This is a genomic window from Vibrio sp. Isolate22 (genome assembly GCF_022398115.1).
GTDB lineage: Bacteria > Pseudomonadota > Gammaproteobacteria > Enterobacterales > Vibrionaceae > Vibrio.
In genome coordinates this window covers 1-16,612 of sequence record NZ_JAKEUW010000081.1, presented here as the reverse complement: position 1 = coordinate 16,612, position 16,612 = coordinate 1, and the positions used below count along the sequence as shown (strand labels likewise).

Genomic DNA, 16,612 nt, shown 5'->3' with positions numbered 1-16,612 from the left:
CATGGATAGCCTCGGCTTCAAGACCGCAAAGGCATTTAGCCTCAGAGTTAGGTTTAAGAGTCAGTGTAATAAGTGATGCTGTCTGGTGAGACTTTACTATTTTAAAGCCTTCCCAGAATGAAGATAGGAAAGTATGATTCGGCATGAAAACGGTAGTTTGTGTATGATTTTTGTTTGGCGACTAAACCATATCACTTACTACCGTTTTTGTTTTTAGTTCCCGCTAATCCGCGATGAACCTAAAAAAAGAGCACAAACTTATGACGGTCTGTGCTCTTGTATTCTCTCGTCTACCCTATCGCGTTTTAATTGTTAAAGCTTGAATCGAGATAACTCTTGTTTCAAATCATTCGCTAAATGGCTAAGCTGATCTGCCTGAGACACTGCATCCGTCGCATCAAGCGCCATAACGTCACTCACTTCACGAACAGATTCAGTGTTAGCGTTAATTTCCGCTGTGACCAGTGACTGCTCTTCAGCAGCAGAAGCAATCTGAGTCGCCATATCACTGATAACTTGAATCGCTTCACGGATTTGAGCGAGGCTCTCTCCTGCCATATCCACATCATGCACGCTTGTCTCCGCCATATCGTGACTTTGCGTCATCACTTTAACCGCGCTATTCGTTGCCTGCTGTAAACGCTTGATCTTGTCTTCGATTTCTTCAGTCGATGCATGAGTACGCTGAGACAGTACTCGAACCTCATCCGCTACAACAGCAAAGCCACGGCCTTGTTCACCTGCCCTCGCAGCTTCAATCGCAGCGTTAAGTGCCAGTAGGTTAGTTTGTTCAGCTATCTCGCGTATCGTCGCTAAGATAGACGCAATTTGTTGCCCATGCTCTTCTAGTTCGCTGATAATAGATACAGCGCCCGTCAGTTCAGTAGCAAGCTCATTGATTGATGATTGGCTTTTTGCCATCTATTGGAAGCCTTGCTCGCTCAATTCAACTGAATGACTCGCGCTTTTCGCTGTATTGTCCGCATTAGACGCAATCTCAGCCGTCGCAGTCGCCATTTCAGTTACCGCTGTTGCAACCATCGTAATTTCATCTTGCTGTCGGCTTACGCTATCACTACGTTTTAGAGCACTCTCATTGGCATGCTCAGCACCGTCGTTCATCGCTGTAGAGACTTGGGTAACGTTGGTCATCATTCCATGAAGTCGATCGACAAACACATTAAATTTATCGGCCAATTGACCAACCTCGTCTTTACTGGAGACTTGAAGGCGTTGAGTTAAATCACCTTCACCCTCTGCGATATCTGCGAGTGCTTCGCTTACTCGTCCTAACTCCACCAACTGTCTCGCAACAAACCAAGACGTTGCCGCAGCCATCACAATCAGAACAATCAAACCTGTCGTGATCTGACTGACCAGCATGTCAAACAGAGGTTGCTCCAAAACATCTTTATCCATCTCAATCACAAGCAACCAATCCGTACCACTGATTGGCTCCGCCATGATCACACGTTCGTGGCCATCAACTTGGGTGAAGATCGTCGTTAGATTCTGTGCTGCACTGTTTAAACCTGCAACACTTAGCTCAGGAGCGATGTCATTAACCTGCTTAAGGATAAAGTCTTCATTTTGGTGAGCGACAACAGTGCCTTGTTTGTCGATAAGGATCGCGCGTCCATTTCCTGGTACCTGTATTGCTAATACGTCTTTAATCAGCTTGTCCAAGGCTAGGTTCGAAGCAACAACGCCAATAATGGACCCGTTCTCGGTAACCGGGTCGGTCAGCGTAACCACAAGTGCCTGCATCGTAACACTTACATACGGCTTAGTTGTGACGGCTTTGTTTTGTGCTAACGTCTCTTTATACCAACCACGAACTCTTGGGTCGTACCCTGCTTTATTGAGGGAAGGATCATGACGGAACATTTCCCCGTCTTTATTGCCGTAGTAACTCAACCCAAAGCCACCAGATACAAGGGTTTGACGTAAATGCGGGACAATATCCAGTGAAGGGTTAAGTTGAACTTGTTGTTGAAGGCCATGTACGGCTTGTTTCTTGTCGTAAAACCAATCACTGATCCCTTTAGCATGGGCGTTCAACGTATTACGACTTTCACTCTCTATAGCCTGCCAGCTGTTACTTTGAAACGTCTTATAACCCATGAAAAGAAGAATTGCGGATGTAAAAGCAATCGCCAAAACTACAGAGAAAACCATTTTCCTCTTTAGACTAAATTGCATATTAAGAACCTCTTATAGAACAATTAAAGAAATATAAAGAGAAATCCTATCACTCATACTCATGTTTTTATTAGGGTCATCCCAAAAAACCATGAAACAAATTGAGCATTATGTTTAATTGTGACTTTGATTTATTTACTGGTTTATCAACGATAAAGGTTATGTAGCCACAAACAAAAGCGAGTTGTAGAAAACAAAATGAAAAGTAAAAACAGGATGCTTAAACAGAACGGATAAGAAGCTAAAAAGTAAGAAGCCAGAAACGAAAAAACCAGTCACTAGGACTGGTTTTTTCTGAATGATGGAGGCGCCTCCCGGAGTCGAACCGAGGTCCACGGATTTGCAATCCGCTGCATAGCCACTCTGCCAAGGCGCCTTCAATAGTGTTTTAAGAGAACAACTCTTTTGATTCCTACCCCTAAAGATAACAACCAAATAGATGGTGCCCCGGGCCGGACTTGAACCGGCACAACGCGAACGTCGAGGGATTTTAAATCCCTTGTGTCTACCAATTCCACCACCAGGGCACGCAATTCTTTATTGCGATGCCGATTACTGAAAAGTAAAACACCATCTTAATGTCAACATCAATCAACATTACAAAATTTGGAGCGACACACGAGGTTCCCTATCTTCAAGGCTTAAGGCGTGACCTCAACCTTGGCAAGGTTGCGCTCTACCAGCTGAGCTAGTGTCGCATTTTCATTATTTAACTCTAGATATTAGAGAGATAATGGAGGCGCCTCCCGGAGTCGAACCGAGGTCCACGGATTTGCAATCCGCTGCATAGCCACTCTGCCAAGGCGCCTTTTTATTTCAACACTTTAGGGACTTAGTAAGTCACTCCGCTGTGTTCGGGTGCCTACTTTACGGATTAAGGAGAGATAGTCAAACAAAAAAGTGAATTTAAATTCTGTTTGCTGACATTTAAATCAAATTGCTGCATGTTCGATCTTTTCAGCTAAAAAACACACAGCAAAATGGTTTAAATTAATGATTCGCGATCTACCACTTCTTAATGAAGCGACCAACCAAGCTCGGGTGATATGCCCAACAATGATCAAACATACTCATCAATTGAGGGTTGCCGTACTTAGAAAGGCTCACTGCGTGGAAACGGTTTTTATGTTCCTTCAGCTTTTCAACCTGAGCGATCATCTCGTCAGACTGCTTAGGAGCAATAAAGTCAGACAGCACGATTAAATCGGCATTCTTGTATTTATCACCTGTCATCAAATCGATCGATTTCATCAATACAGGTTCCAAATCTGTGCCTCCGTGGAATGAATAGCTCAAGAAGTCACTCGCTTCACGCAAGCCATCTTGTCTTGTTAACTCGTAAGTAATCTGTTCTGAAGAGAAAAGGATCACGTAACAATCCCTCTCTTCCGCCAAAGCGATTTGCATTAGTGCATAGGCCATTGCTTTAGCGGATTGCTCAGGAAAGCCACTCATAGAGCCAGAGGCGTCTACACAAACAATAAACGGCCCCTTCTCGATATCAACGTGTTTACTGTCTGGCTTTTGCGCTTTAACTTTACGCAACGTACGAGACTTACCTTTGGAGCGATAGCTCAGTAAGCGTTTATCCGCCAAATGTTTGTAGAAAATAACTTCAAGCTCTGGGTACGCTAAGAACATAGTCTCGTTTGGCAGCATCTTGTTAAGATCATCGCTTTCATGAATCCCAACGATATCATCAACGGCTTCATCGCTTTTCTCTTCTACCATCTGTAGTTCTTCTACAGGGGCCTTATGTAAAGAAGGATCGTCTTCCATGCCAGCCATCCGGCCCAGTTTCTCAGCGATCTCTTGTAGACCTTTGTGTTTATTTAAAAACTCTGCGTGACGCTTCATTACAGTTAAGTCTGTTTTACTCAACTTAGCAGAAGCCATGTCCCACAAACGCCCTACGCTTCCCTCATCTCCAGATTCCGTCACTTTATCCATGTTTTTCATGGTTTCCATGCGTTGGTAGAGATCCGCTAGAACTTTCTCTTTACTGGTTTCAAGCTCAGTAACTTGAGCTTGCTTGATGGCATCTGACAGCGACTGATACCACTGATCACAGAAGTAGTGTGGGAACATCGCATTGTAAACACCCTTATTGTTTTCCATCAGGCGTCTAGCTTGTAGGTAAAACGCTGAGTGCCACTCCAATTTTTTAATGACACTATCAATCTCATCAAAAAACTGGGGCTCATCCCAGTGAATTACTTCTTGGTAAAGTGCGATTTCTTCTTGGAATCGATCGGTCTCACACACCTTAGTGACGCGTTTTTTTACTTTACCTCGCCATTTCACTAGATGGTTTTTAACCGACGTTTTAACCCCTTTATTCTCGGCAGCCATCATCACTTGAGAACGGGCGATGAGATCATTCATCGCCGTATCAATGATGCCTGAGTCAGCAACCATTAAAGCAAGGTTTAAACCGTCTGCTCCTAACATACTTGTCCCCTCTACTCGAAGTACTGACTCATAAATTTAAGACGCTGAGCAATCTTACTACTCTTCACTTTTGCGGTCTCAAGCTCTTGTGTTACCGCTTGCAAACTTGACTCCATCGCTTTTGGTAGCTCTGGGTCGATATAGTTGTGAGGAAGCGCATCGTGGAAATCGGTTCGCACACGTTTCAGCTTGAATTCAGCTTCGTTTAGCTGCTCAAGTGCTCGCTCAGCGCCACTCAACCATTTGTTGTAAAGCTCTTGGTCCAGACCGTCAGTAGTCACCACACTCACTAATACTGAGCGGTTCGCGATGTCTTTAATCACTAACTGGTTCGATGCATCAAGATCCAACTTCAAGCGACACAGGTTTTTGTTTTCGTTTACGTAACCGTAAATATCTCCGTGCCCTTCTTTTAGCACACGGTCGAAATCATCTTTCGCTACGTAAACCCAGCGGCTATCACCTTTCTCTGATTCTGACACTGACATGTTGCTTTGCAGCAGAACTAACTTAACTAAGTTGTAAGCGCTGCCGACGCTGTACGTCTTCGCATTTTTAATATCGTTGTGGTAAACATCTTTACGTAGAAGGCCGCTGGTTGTCTCCATGGAGAGTGAAACAGAGAGTGTTGCTTCAACTTCGTCTTGGATATCTTCAAGCTCTTCACGTGACATTTCGATTTGAGCTTTGGACTCTTGTTGATCAAAAGCTCTGTTCAGCGCAAACTCTTTAACCACACTACGAACCACATCTCGTGATTCAGGGCTGTGCCATAAACAATCTTGCAGTAAAAGAATATCGAGAGGGTTTACGCTGTCACGACCACTGAAGAACGCACTCGCCTTCAGCAACTTCACAGCTTTCTTCCAACGTCTATCTGAAACATACAGATCAGATTCAGAAGTTGAACCCTGCTGCTTAACTGTCTCTTCTAGCATAGTTTTCAACTCATACAGCTTGTTAAAGGCGTTGTCCGTTAGTTCAAGCTTATCGAGTTCTTTTTGCCACTGGTGATATTCAATATCAGTAATCGCCAAACCCTTCGGGATCTCAGCTTCTTGAGAAGTACCCGCAGTTAGCATCGATTTGAAGTTTTGTTTGTTCTGGATTCGATTTACAAACACGCGCACAAGCATGCGGTCATAAAGCGCTTCTAGGCCGCTGTCTTCATCTGGAAGTTCATTAGATGCTGATACCAATAAGCGCATTGGTACGCGTTCAATATCGCTACCGTTCTTGAACGTTTTTTCGTTCACAACAGTAAGGAGTGTATTAAGGATTGCGGGGCCAGCTTTCCAGATTTCATCAAGGAAGACCACTTGAGCCGTTGGTAGATAACCTTCAGTCAGCCTTACATAGCGACCATTGTCTTTTAATTCTTGGATACTTAAAGGGCCAAACACCTCTTCAGGCGTAGAAAAGCGTGTCATCAAATATTCAAAATAACTGCTGTTATCGAAAGCTTGGATTAGGCGTTTAGCGATAAGACTTTTTGCAATGCCTGGAGGGCCTAGTAGGAAAACACTTTCACCAGCCAAAGCAGCCAATAAGCAGAGCTTAATGGTATCTTCTCTTTCATAGACACCATCAGAGAGAGCATGCGCTAATTTGTTAATTCTTTCAGAGAGTAGCGCCTTGTCAGCATGTGAAGAAATAGAAGGGGTCATGCATTACTCCGAAAATCTTTGGACAATAAAGAGTGTAGATTTGTTTTTATACATTTGTTAGCACTTTGTTACAAGTGTATTTTATTATTGAGTTGCATTTATATCAGATGGTTACGTCCGTAATTTCGGTGTAATCATAGATTGCAAATTTGAGAGTAGAGTCACGAATGGTGTGAAATTTAATTCAAAACTATGCCTAAATTTTCTTTTATTTTCGACACCATAGGCGTTATGGTGGAGCACGTCTTTCGAATACGAAAAATTGGCAAGGAATGTGGCCAGACTGCATGAATAAAGTTATCCATCAATGGAAAAGTATTTCTCTCATAGAAGAGAACGTGACGCTCCCTACGAACGTCGTGGTAAAACATACAACAATTAACCACCCTGGTGCTGCCGTTATTCTTCCTATTACGTCCTCTGGAAAAGTCATCCTGATCAACCAGTTTCGCCCTTCACTTAAAAAGTGGCTTTTAGAACTGCCCGCAGGCACGATGGAAGTCAATGAAACACCACTTGAGTGTGCTCAACGTGAGCTAGAAGAAGAAACCGGTTATAGCGCAGAGTCATTCCAAAGTCTGGGGCAAGTTACCCCACTCGCAGGCTTCTGTGATGAGATTCAGCATTTGTTCGTAGCAAAACAGCTCAACCTCACTACCCGCTTTGAATGTGATGAAGATGAAGTAATAGAAGTGATCGAACTTAGCTTAGAAGAACTACACGATAAAATAAGAAACGATCAAATCACCGACACCAAAACTATCGCTTGTTTAAGTAAAGCCCAACTATGTGGCTATCTATAGCCAATTATATGGCTACCTAAAGTACTCTAGGAGAAAAACATGGACTTTCGTTCTGATACCGTAACCAAACCTTCACAAGCTATGCGCGAAGCAATGGCGAACGCAGCTGTAGGTGATGATGTATACGGTGACGACCCAACCGTAAATGAACTTGAGCAGTGGGCTGCAAACGAAACGGGTTTTGAAGCAGCAATGTTCACCTCATCAGGTACTCAAGCAAACCTACTTGGCCTAATGGCACACTGTGAACGTGGTGACGAGTACCTTTGTGGCCAACAAGCACATAACTACAAATATGAAGCTGGGGGCGCGGCGGTACTTGGTTCCATTCAACCACAACCGATCGAAAACAATCCTGACGGCACACTAGACTTTAAAAAGCTGGCCGCTGCGATTAAACCCGATGACAGCCATTTCGCTCGTACTAAGCTTTTAAGCCTAGAGAACACTATTAACGGCAAAGTACTTCCGATGTCTTACTTAGCCGAAGCTCGCGATTTCGTAAACCAGCACGGCTTACAAATGCACCTAGACGGCGCGCGAGTATACAACGCAGCAGTTGCATTAGATGTCCACATCAAAGAGATCGCACAATACTTCGACTCGATGACTATCTGCTTGTCGAAAGGTTTAGGCGCTCCGATTGGTTCATTACTACTCGGTAGTAAAGAGTACATAGCGAAAGCACGCCGCCTACGTAAAATGGTCGGTGGTGGTATGCGCCAAGCGGGTATTCTTGCTGCAGCAGGAAAATTAGCGCTGACAGAAAACGTAGCTCAGCTTAAAGCTGACCACGAGAACGCGAAAAACTTGGCTATTGGCTTGAGTAAGTTGGAAGGCTTCTCGGTTAACCCTGACTTTGTTCAAACAAACATCGTATTTGCGAAGTTAGACGAGTCAGTGGACATCAACCGTATTGCAGGTGTACTTAGCGAACAAGGAATTACAATGACACCTGGTAACCCTGTACGTTTTGTTACTCACCGTGACATTAGCGCAGAGGATATTTCTCGTTTCCTAACGGAATTGGAAAAAGCGTTGTAACTCTCTCCAAAGTTCTCAATCTATTGCTATTAAGACTTGAGCTTCCCCTAAGGGGAAGCTTTATACTTTTGTTTTCACAGGAGTATATTCGTGTTTAGTAAATCCATAATCTTCTTAATTGCTACTCTCTCTTTCTCATTACACGCCAACGATTTGGGGGATCCAGAACTTGGTAAGCTGAAATCACCTAGCTGTGTTTTTTGCCATTCAGTTACTGGCGACAACACGAACAGTGCTTACCCTAAAATTTCTGGTCAAGACCCCACCTACCTGTTTAATTCGATGAAAGCGTATCAAGACGGAAGTAGAAAAGGTGACTACGCAGAAATGATGCAAACACAACTAAGCAAACTTAATGACCAGGATTTAAGGGATATTGCTGCTTTTTATGCTTCACATAAATGATGGCTTCCACTGTATCAAGTTAATCACAAGCTGAGTAATCATCGCCAAGTCGCCTATACTTCAAGCAAATTCACACAGCTCATGAAACGTCTGGATAGATATGGCTTTACACGCCCTATTGAACCCTTACAATGTGCAGCAACTATATTTATCAAGGTTTATCTCTATGTCTATTCAATGGTTTCCGGGTCACATGCATAAAGCCCGCAAAGAAATCGAAGAAGTTATCCCACAGGTTGATGTGATCATCGAAGTACTGGATGCGCGTATCCCGTTCAGTAGTGAAAACCCTATGATCTCCTCACTGCGCGGCGATAAGCCTTGTGTAAAAGTACTGAACAAGCGTGACCTTGCTGACCCAGAGTTAACTGAACGCTGGATTGAGCATTTCGAAAAAGAGCAAGGTGTTAAGGCTATTGCAATTACCACCAGCGTTAAAGAAGAAGTAAATCACATCATGGAGCTGGTTCGTAAGCTTGCTCCGCACCGTGAAGAAATTGGTAAGAACATTCGTACTATGATCATGGGTATCCCTAATGTGGGTAAATCAACCATCATCAACTGCTTAGCAGGACGCACAATCGCAGTGACAGGTAACCAACCTGCGGTAACTCGTCGTCAACAGCGTATTAACCTACAAAACGGCGTGATTCTTTCTGATACCCCTGGGATCCTTTGGCCTAAAGTAGAAAACCCGCACAGTGGTTTCCGCCTAGCGGCTACAGGCGCAGTAAAAGATACAGCGATGGAATACGATGAAGTAGCATTCTACACCGTTGAATATCTCGCGAAGCAATACCCTCACCTACTGCAAGAACGTTACCAGATTGAAGAGCTGCCAGAGTCTGATATCGAGTTGATGGAAGCCATTGGTCGTAAGCGCGGTGCACTTCGTGCCGGCGGTCATATTGACCTTCATAAGTGTTCTGAGATCTTACTGCATGAACTTCGTAACGGCACTTTGGGTAAAGTAACTCTAGAACTGCCAGAGATGATCACTAAAGAGCTGATCGAAGTTGAAGAAGCCGCTGCACTGAAAGCAGAGCAACAAGCTAAGAAAAAAGAAGAGCGTCGTAAACGTTACTTGAAGAACAAGCGTTAATAACGATTAAGCACTCTTATATATCCCTCTAAACATGTTCACGTTCTATTTCATGTAGGACGTGAATATCGTGCCTCTCCTTTGTTGATCTAGCTAACATACTGACAAATCAATGAAAATGCTCGTTTACAATCATCAAGACTGTGACATACTACGCAAATTATTGTGTATCAATTACGGCTAGCTTCTCAATGCGCTCTTATACTGGGTTCAAAAATCAGCGATTTAAAACCTATTTCGACAACGAAATTTATCTGCCGTACATAAATTTCATCTATATTCCGATCTCAATATTCTGTGCTTTTATTGTCACTGACTATATTCACTTCGGTACGGAGTGCGTTACACCAATCATCTTGCGTATTCTCCTGTTCTTGATGATGATGGCCGTTGCCCGTTACTGCATCAAAAACAAGCCTAACGTTTTAGAGTTCGTAGAAAGTACCTTTCTTGTTATTAGTTCTCTGTTTTTGGTCTATGTTGGCCGACTCGCTATTGATTTAGGGAATTTTGACTACCAAGGTGGCATCATTCTAGTGATGATCTACATAGGTACTTTTTCTCGATTGTCTGCCAAATACAGCATTACGACGCTTTCATTTATCTTTTCCGCATACCTTATCGGCCGATCTCCCCTACTATACGCAGCAGAACCTACTCATGAAATTGAGACCATTTCGGTTTACTTATCTGGCTATGTCTTAATTTCTGCAGCCTGTATAAGGCGTGACTTAGAAGTACATAAACGCTTCGCACAGTCTGAACAACTTCGTAAACAAGCGATACAATTACGTAAACAATCGAATATGTTTGAAGCACTGTCTTATAAAGACGCGCTTACCGGTTGCTACAACCGACTTTACTTACATCAGGTTATTGAACCAAGCATTAACCGCAAACAGTCGATTACATCGATTATGATCGACATTGACCATTTCAAAGCGATCAACGATACCTACGGCCACCAAATGGGCGATTTGGTCATTAAAGAGTTAGCCATTGAGATTCAGAAAAGACTGCCACTTGGAAGTAACTGTTTTCGATACGGCGGCGAAGAGTTTCTGATACTGGTTCAAGGTGGTACTAAGGAATCGATCCAATCCCTCGTAGATTCTCTACTGGAGTGCCCTTCTCAACTTAGACTTGAAGTTACAATTTCAATCGGTGTCAAACACGCTTCTCAAGCACTAGGTTCCGTCGAGCAACTCATTGATGACGCAGACCAAGCACTCTATATTTCAAAGAAAAATGGACGGAATCAAATCTCTTGGTCTGATTAGCTAGAAACTAAATGCCTACTGATTACAGGACGAACGAAAAAGCTCCAAGCATCTATAATACTTGGGGCTTTATTTGTATTCTCAGTCGCATAACTACGCCATATCGAACAAAGCGTAATGTCGAAAATCAAGAATAGACGACGCTTTTCGTTTTCTGCTCAAGGTCGACTGGAGAGGGCCAAGAGATCACTTTCTCATTAACTTTACTTCCGCACGGCGCATTCCACACCTGTTCCAGTTCTTGTTTTCCGCCAATCGCTTCATAAAAAGCTATAGCTTGGTGGTTTTCCGACATCACCTCTAGGTAAAGCCCGGAATCAGAATAGTATTGTTGTAAGCGTTGAGACAATTCAGACAACAATCGTTTACCTAGACCACGGCCACGATAATTACTGTCTACGTGTAATGCATCAATGAACGTGCCCCGTTCAAAATTGTGATTGCCAAACGCACAGACAAAACCAACCAGTAAACCGCCTTCCTCGAGCAATAGAACATGTTGGTTAAAAGGTGGATTAATCAGACGAGTCTGCCAAATAACAGATCTGTCCTCCAAAACCTCATGTTCTAGGTAATCATCAGCAAGAATGCCACGGTAATAAAGCTTCCAGCTATCCGCATGTAATTGGGCAATCCGCTCATAATCTTTATATTCAGCTATTTTAATTTCCATTTATTAGCCCTTAGTACTTCCATTTATAACTTGCTACTACATTTCACACTACCTTTATACAATATTTAAGCAAAACATACTAATACACGTTTACACTTTCAATATTGACTTACACGTGTACGCTGATATTCTAGCGCACAGATGTAAGCTCAATGGAAAAATTGCTAATGACTAGTGCCGACAAACCATCAACAAAAAAGCCGCCGTTAATCTGGCTCAATATTTTTATATTCTCTTTTAGTATGCTGCTTGCTGTTGTTGCGGCTCCCGTTTATGGCTACTTTTTTGGCTATGGAATGGAACACTGGGTATGGCTAGCGATCTGTTTTAGCTTCTGTAACCTTTCTATCACGACTGGCTATCACCGCTTGTGGTCACACAAAGCATTTGAAGCACATTCGAGCCTAAGATTCCTATTTGCTTTAGGTGGTGCCTTTGCCCTACAAAACAGCGCTCTGCACTGGTCTTCAGACCACCGTGTTCACCACAAGCATGTCGATAACAACGACAAAGACCCATACTCTGCAAAACGTGGTTTTTGGTACTCACACATCGGCTGGATGATTCGCAACTACAACACGTCTATCTATAAAGATCACGAGAACTGTCGTGACTTGAAGAAAGACAAAATCGTAATGTGGCAGCACAAGCATTACATTCTCCTGGCGCTTATCATGAACTTTGGTGTGCCGATCGCACTAGGCCTGATCTATGGAGATGTAATTGGCATGCTGTTAATTGTAGGTGCGGTTCGTTTGGTACTTAACCACCACACCACATTCTTCATTAATTCTCTTGCACACATCTGGGGGAGCCAACCGTTTACCGACAAGAACACTGCACGCGATAACGGTGTACTTGCCGTACTTACTTTTGGAGAAGGCTACCACAACTTCCACCATATCTTTGAAAACGACTACCGTAACGGCATTTACTGGTGGCAATATGATCCAACGAAATGGTTGATTAAGAGCGCTTCGTTAATGGGTCTTGCTAGTAAGCTTAAGAAAACACCACAAGCTCGTATTGAAAAGGCTGAAGCTGCAATGTTATTGAAGCGCACGCAGCAGAAAATTATGCATCGTGCAGATAACATTCAGATTGCAGAAAAACTACAGGCAGAATTTGACTCTCTCGTCTCCAATATGAACGAGTATTACGCCGTTAAAAAGCAACTGCTAGAAAGCAAACGTGACGATGTCGTTAAAAAATACGAACACTCACTACTTAAAGTCCGTTACCAACAGATCAAGATGAACTTCGAACAGCAAAAGAAAAATTGGGCGATGACGGTGGAGCAATACGCTTAAAATAAATCAGCACGCTTAACACACCAATAACAATACCGTTTGGTTCTTATTCAAAGGCCCTCATGCAAAGCATGAGGGCTTTTTTAATTTACAGGTCTAATTAAATATTAGAATTTAAAGCTTTTCTTTAAATCATAAACACTGGTTCCATTTGTCACATTTTTTATGCAAAGCAATGTATTATAGCGCCGCTTCGCGTGATCATTGTCACTTACAACTTAACCCTCGTCTCATACCATGCGCGTCCAAAAATTCTTTCAAGCAACTAGCGGATCCATTTTATGAAATTGTTAAAAACATCTATCGCGTTTGCCATCTCTTCTGCGCTTTTGATTGGTTGCAGCAGCGATACCGATTACGTTCAACCTGAAGAAGTAAAGATCGCTACTTATAACCTGTCTTTTGATCGTGCCACCTTCCAAGATCTTGTAACGGAAATGCAGATTGAACCAAGCGCTCAAGCAGTACTTGTATCTGACTATCTCAACAACACAATTAGTGCGGCTGACAAAGAGACGGCGGCAAAAGTGATTCAAATCCGCAACGTAGCAGCCGTGATTCAAAAGAATCGACCTGATGTTCTGATGATGGCCGAATTTAACAATGACGGCACTGGAACGGATAAGTCAGCACTAGAAGGCTTCCAGAAAAACTACCTTTCTATTGCTCAAAGCCTTGACGGTGCGGGCGGTGACGCGAACCTAGAGCCAATTTCATACCCTTACTTTGAAAGTTACTCTACCAACACGGGCTTATTGAATGAATTTGGCTTTGACCTAGACAACGACGGCAACGCGGGCACATTACCAGGAGATGCGTGGGGCTTTGGCTTATATCACGGCCAATACGCTTTTGCTTTGATGTCTAAATATGAAATCGACACGGCAAACACTCGCACATTCCAAAAATTCAAATGGAAGGACCTAGAAGGCTCAACGATCCCTACCATCACTGTATGTGATGACCCGAGTGAATTTCCAACAGGTATGACATGTGGTGATGAATGGTACACAGCAGAAGAATGGTCAGAAGTTCGTTTGTCTTCAAAGAATCATGTCGATGCACCTATTCTAATTCCAACTAAAAATGGTACTGAAACCGTTCACTTACTGATGTCTCACCCTACTCCTCCAGCTTTTGATGTGGGTAAGAACATCGAGCAAAACGCAGCAGAAGTCGATTTCTGGCACCAATACATCCAAAACAAATCGTACATCTATGATGATTCTGGAAAAACTGGTGGATTAGAGCAAGGCAAACACTTTGTTATGATGGGTGACCAAAACCTAGATCCAGTAGATGGCGATGGCATAAGCTCTGTTATGCAAAGCTTGCACAACGACTCATTAGTTAATCAAAAAGTCACCAACGGCAGTCTATACCCTACTAGTTATGGTGCAGCTGAACATGCGGTCGATAATTCATTGCCTCACCCACAGCCAAACCGTATCACTTCGACATTTGGTCTTGCGGTCGATTACGCACTGCCTTCAGCAACACTTAACATCGTTGACTCTGGTGTTTACTGGTCAGCTTCTTATGAAGAAGGGCGTAAGCTATTCAATGACTCACGAATTGGTGATTATGGTAACGGCAAGGACGTATCCTCTGATCATCGAATGATCTGGGTAAAGGCTGATTTCAGTAACTAATTCTTTTAGTTTTAACATGCCCAGCTTATTGCCGGGCATTTTTATGGGCGTAACTCACCAATAGTCTAATCATCACCAAAGGATTATGGATACCATTAACCATAGTCATTGGATGACTCGATTCTTTTTCTTTGATTCATAAGTACTTATATTATCCGGACCAATAGATTTATTGCCCTAGGAGTTCACAATGACTACGCTAACCATTATTGCGACAATCGTCTGTAAAGAAGAGAAGATTGAGTTTGTAAAATCAGAGATGATCAAACTAATCGATCAAACCCGTGCTGAAGAAGGCTGTATCAACTACGACCTCCATCAAGACAACAGCAACCCGGCGCACTTTGTGTTTCATGAGAATTGGGAGTCAGAGGCTCTTCTTGAAAAGCATCTAGAAAGTCAGCATATTGCAGACTACGTTGCGGCGACTGAGGGATGTATCGAGTCATTCGTTATCAATCGAATGACACATATCGCCTGATACGCGGTTTACTACTGATTCATAAACAAGCCCTGCTCTTAAAGCAGGGCTTCGTTTTTTCTGGTGAGTTTCACTTTTCCGAGTGGATTCAGCACCTTCCTCTCTGCACTGTCTTTCACCTGTCGCCTTCAAAAACGAACTTCACTACAGACAAATATTCCTAAACTGATATCAAGCAACCTCACGAAAGATCAATCACATTCATTTAAATACTGTTCGCGACCTTTGACCATAAAATGAGCGGCAAATGACAAAAATAACCGTCGACAGGAATGTAGATGAATACCAAACAACTTGAGGACGCGGTCAGTGAAGTGGCCATGTTCAATCAACACCTGCACTTAATCCAATCTGTTCATACCATTCCGACGCCAAAAGTGAATTGGGAGTCGATGGCTATGGAGCCCGCACCTGCAATGCCAGCTGTTCGCTTCGACCATAAAGTCAAAGCCATGGAAGCGCTCGATGATTACAAACCTAATTGGTTGGATATGTTATTGGGGAATAAATCAAAACTGCATGCTCTCACTAAGAACGTTGAACGAGCAGCAGAACAAGATATTGAAGATTACAAAACAGAGTTTGTGCATTGGGTTCAGAACTACAGTTACTGGGCCAAGAAGAACCAACTTTCAAAGGGTGTTTTGAATAACGATAGCGAAGCCAAACTGACCGCTCTTTCAGAAGCACAACAGAACCCTATCAACGCCTCGGTCATCGACACAAAACTGATCAACCATAACTTTAATACTTACAAAAATGGTCACCTGTTAGAAATCAATATTCAGGTGAATAAGGATAATGTCATCCCTAAAGAGAGAAAAGTGCTGTGCCAAGGTGAGGTAAAACTAGAAAGCCTACCCATATCTGAGAGTAATATCCTATATCGAGAATATGTGTGTAGCTGTGTTCTTAAATGTGCTCAGGACTCTTTCAATGTATTGCCTGAATCAAGTGTCGTGATCAATGTTGAACAGGTTTCAGCGGGTCAATCCAATGAAACCATTCTATCGTGTCATATTGAAAAAGGGTTACTCGAGTTCTTATTAATTGAAGATGACAAGCCCTCAGAGGTACTCGAATTCTTCGTACACCTAGAAGATTTTAATCCTCATCGAGGAGACGGTTTCTCATCAATTCAAACCATCTTCTCTCCTTTGCCTATCGCGTCGTAATTCACTCGAATTTCCGATTTACTCTCTGACAATTCACATGGCTAACACATTGTTAGCTGTGTGAGACTACGAATAAACTTACAAGCTATGCCGACTTACTCTATTTCAACAACAAAACACCCTGATCTGCTCCAGCCAGACTGGACACTTCATTAAGCGACATTTTGTTGTTCAAAGTTAACTGGGCTTAGATACCCAAGAGCACTGTGCCTTCTCGTTCGATTATAATCAACCTCTATGTACTCGAAGATCGTTTGGCGCATCTGCTCTCTCGTCATAATCGGCTCATATTGGATCGCTTCCACTTTCATAGAATGGAAGAAACTCTCAACACAAGCATTGTCCCAGCAGTTTCCTTTCCTACTCA

General features: G+C 42.9%; 13 protein-coding genes, 4 tRNA genes and 1 pseudogene. 9 read left to right on the top strand and 9 right to left on the bottom strand.

Annotation, left to right across the window (positions count from 1 at the left end; all coding sequences use genetic code 11):
* Positions 1-312: 312 nt before the first annotated feature.
* From L1D55_RS25140 to L1D55_RS25110, 7 genes and pseudogenes are all read right to left on the bottom strand, one after another.
* Positions 313-2,178 (bottom strand): annotated as a pseudogene (locus L1D55_RS25140) (methyl-accepting chemotaxis protein).
* Between the two features lie 326 nt (positions 2,179-2,504).
* A tRNA-Cys gene (locus tag L1D55_RS25135) sits at positions 2,505-2,578 on the bottom strand.
* Between the two features lie 64 nt (positions 2,579-2,642).
* Positions 2,643-2,729, bottom strand: a tRNA-Leu gene (locus L1D55_RS25130).
* Between the two features lie 80 nt (positions 2,730-2,809).
* Positions 2,810-2,900: transfer RNA gene (locus tag L1D55_RS25125), tRNA-Gly, on the bottom strand.
* Between the two features lie 36 nt (positions 2,901-2,936).
* Positions 2,937-3,010 (bottom strand) — tRNA-Cys (locus tag L1D55_RS25120).
* Positions 3,011-3,207: 197 nt separating this feature from the next.
* Positions 3,208-4,653 carry an ATPase RavA stimulator ViaA gene (gene viaA, locus L1D55_RS25115; protein ID WP_239919281.1) on the bottom strand — a complete coding sequence of 482 codons (1,446 nt, stop codon included), beginning with the start codon at positions 4,651-4,653 and terminating at the stop codon, positions 3,208-3,210.
* An 11-nt stretch (positions 4,654-4,664) separates the two neighbouring features.
* Positions 4,665-6,320 (bottom strand): ATPase RavA domain-containing protein, encoded by a 1,656-nt coding sequence (locus L1D55_RS25110; RefSeq protein ID WP_239919280.1) that lies wholly within the window; start codon positions 6,318-6,320, stop codon positions 4,665-4,667.
* Positions 6,321-6,607: 287 nt separating this feature from the next.
* On the opposite strand from L1D55_RS25110, the gene L1D55_RS25105 reads away from it, so the two are divergent.
* From L1D55_RS25105 to L1D55_RS25085, 5 genes are all read left to right on the top strand, one after another.
* Positions 6,608-7,123: an NUDIX hydrolase gene (locus tag L1D55_RS25105; protein ID WP_239919279.1), complete on the top strand. Its 516-nt coding sequence runs from the start codon at positions 6,608-6,610 to the stop codon at positions 7,121-7,123.
* A 39-nt stretch (positions 7,124-7,162) separates the two neighbouring features.
* Positions 7,163-8,167 carry a low-specificity L-threonine aldolase gene (ltaE, locus tag L1D55_RS25100; protein WP_239919278.1) on the top strand — a complete coding sequence of 335 codons (1,005 nt, stop codon included), beginning with the start codon at positions 7,163-7,165 and terminating at the stop codon, positions 8,165-8,167.
* A 90-nt stretch (positions 8,168-8,257) separates the two neighbouring features.
* Positions 8,258-8,572, top strand: a complete 315-nt coding sequence (locus L1D55_RS25095) for a cytochrome c (protein ID WP_239919277.1) — start codon at positions 8,258-8,260, stop codon at positions 8,570-8,572.
* 166 nt (positions 8,573-8,738) lie between these two features.
* On the top strand, positions 8,739-9,674 hold the full coding sequence (gene ylqF, locus L1D55_RS25090) for a ribosome biogenesis GTPase YlqF (protein ID WP_004740137.1): 936 nt from the start codon (positions 8,739-8,741) through the stop codon (positions 9,672-9,674).
* 254 nt (positions 9,675-9,928) lie between these two features.
* Positions 9,929-10,954 (top strand): GGDEF domain-containing protein, encoded by a 1,026-nt coding sequence (locus tag L1D55_RS25085; protein WP_239919282.1) that lies wholly within the window; start codon positions 9,929-9,931, stop codon positions 10,952-10,954.
* A gap of 127 nt (positions 10,955-11,081) precedes the next feature.
* On the opposite strand, the gene L1D55_RS25080 is transcribed toward L1D55_RS25085, so the two are convergent.
* The gene (locus L1D55_RS25080) at positions 11,082-11,627 is read right to left on the bottom strand and encodes an N-acetyltransferase (protein WP_239919276.1); all 546 of its coding nucleotides are present in this window, start codon (positions 11,625-11,627) and stop codon (positions 11,082-11,084) included.
* Between the two features lie 167 nt (positions 11,628-11,794).
* Between L1D55_RS25080 and L1D55_RS25075 the strand changes: the two genes are divergently transcribed.
* The 4 genes from L1D55_RS25075 to L1D55_RS25060 all read left to right on the top strand — a co-directional run bounded on the left by L1D55_RS25075 (position 11,795) and on the right by L1D55_RS25060 (position 16,245).
* The gene (locus tag L1D55_RS25075) at positions 11,795-12,937 is read left to right on the top strand and encodes a fatty acid desaturase (protein WP_004740134.1); all 1,143 of its coding nucleotides are present in this window, start codon (positions 11,795-11,797) and stop codon (positions 12,935-12,937) included.
* 281 nt (positions 12,938-13,218) lie between these two features.
* The gene (locus L1D55_RS25070) at positions 13,219-14,589 is read left to right on the top strand and encodes an endonuclease/exonuclease/phosphatase family protein (protein ID WP_239919275.1); all 1,371 of its coding nucleotides are present in this window, start codon (positions 13,219-13,221) and stop codon (positions 14,587-14,589) included.
* Between the two features lie 190 nt (positions 14,590-14,779).
* Complete coding sequence (locus tag L1D55_RS25065; RefSeq protein ID WP_239919274.1) at positions 14,780-15,070, top strand: putative quinol monooxygenase; 291 nt, start codon at positions 14,780-14,782, stop codon at positions 15,068-15,070.
* Between the two features lie 278 nt (positions 15,071-15,348).
* The gene (locus tag L1D55_RS25060) at positions 15,349-16,245 is read left to right on the top strand and encodes a hypothetical protein (protein ID WP_239919273.1); all 897 of its coding nucleotides are present in this window, start codon (positions 15,349-15,351) and stop codon (positions 16,243-16,245) included.
* Positions 16,246-16,397: 152 nt separating this feature from the next.
* On the opposite strand, the gene L1D55_RS25055 is transcribed toward L1D55_RS25060, so the two are convergent.
* The coding region (locus L1D55_RS25055) for an IS3 family transposase (RefSeq protein ID WP_239919272.1) at positions 16,398-16,612 on the bottom strand (215 nt) is incomplete at its 5' end.

Coding starts and splice junctions, on each gene's coding strand:
- viaA (WP_239919281.1), bottom strand. CDS start 4,653: ATGTTAGGAGCAGACGGTTTAAACCTTGCTTTAATGGTTGCTGACTCA.
- L1D55_RS25110 (WP_239919280.1), bottom strand. CDS start 6,320: ATGACCCCTTCTATTTCTTCACATGCTGACAAGGCGCTACTCTCTGAA.
- L1D55_RS25105 (WP_239919279.1), top strand. CDS start 6,608: ATGAATAAAGTTATCCATCAATGGAAAAGTATTTCTCTCATAGAAGAG.
- ltaE (WP_239919278.1), top strand. CDS start 7,163: ATGGACTTTCGTTCTGATACCGTAACCAAACCTTCACAAGCTATGCGC.
- ylqF (WP_004740137.1), top strand. CDS start 8,739: ATGTCTATTCAATGGTTTCCGGGTCACATGCATAAAGCCCGCAAAGAA.
- L1D55_RS25080 (WP_239919276.1), bottom strand. CDS start 11,627: ATGGAAATTAAAATAGCTGAATATAAAGATTATGAGCGGATTGCCCAA.
- L1D55_RS25075 (WP_004740134.1), top strand. CDS start 11,795: ATGACTAGTGCCGACAAACCATCAACAAAAAAGCCGCCGTTAATCTGG.
- L1D55_RS25070 (WP_239919275.1), top strand. CDS start 13,219: ATGAAATTGTTAAAAACATCTATCGCGTTTGCCATCTCTTCTGCGCTT.
- L1D55_RS25065 (WP_239919274.1), top strand. CDS start 14,780: ATGACTACGCTAACCATTATTGCGACAATCGTCTGTAAAGAAGAGAAG.
- L1D55_RS25060 (WP_239919273.1), top strand. CDS start 15,349: ATGAATACCAAACAACTTGAGGACGCGGTCAGTGAAGTGGCCATGTTC.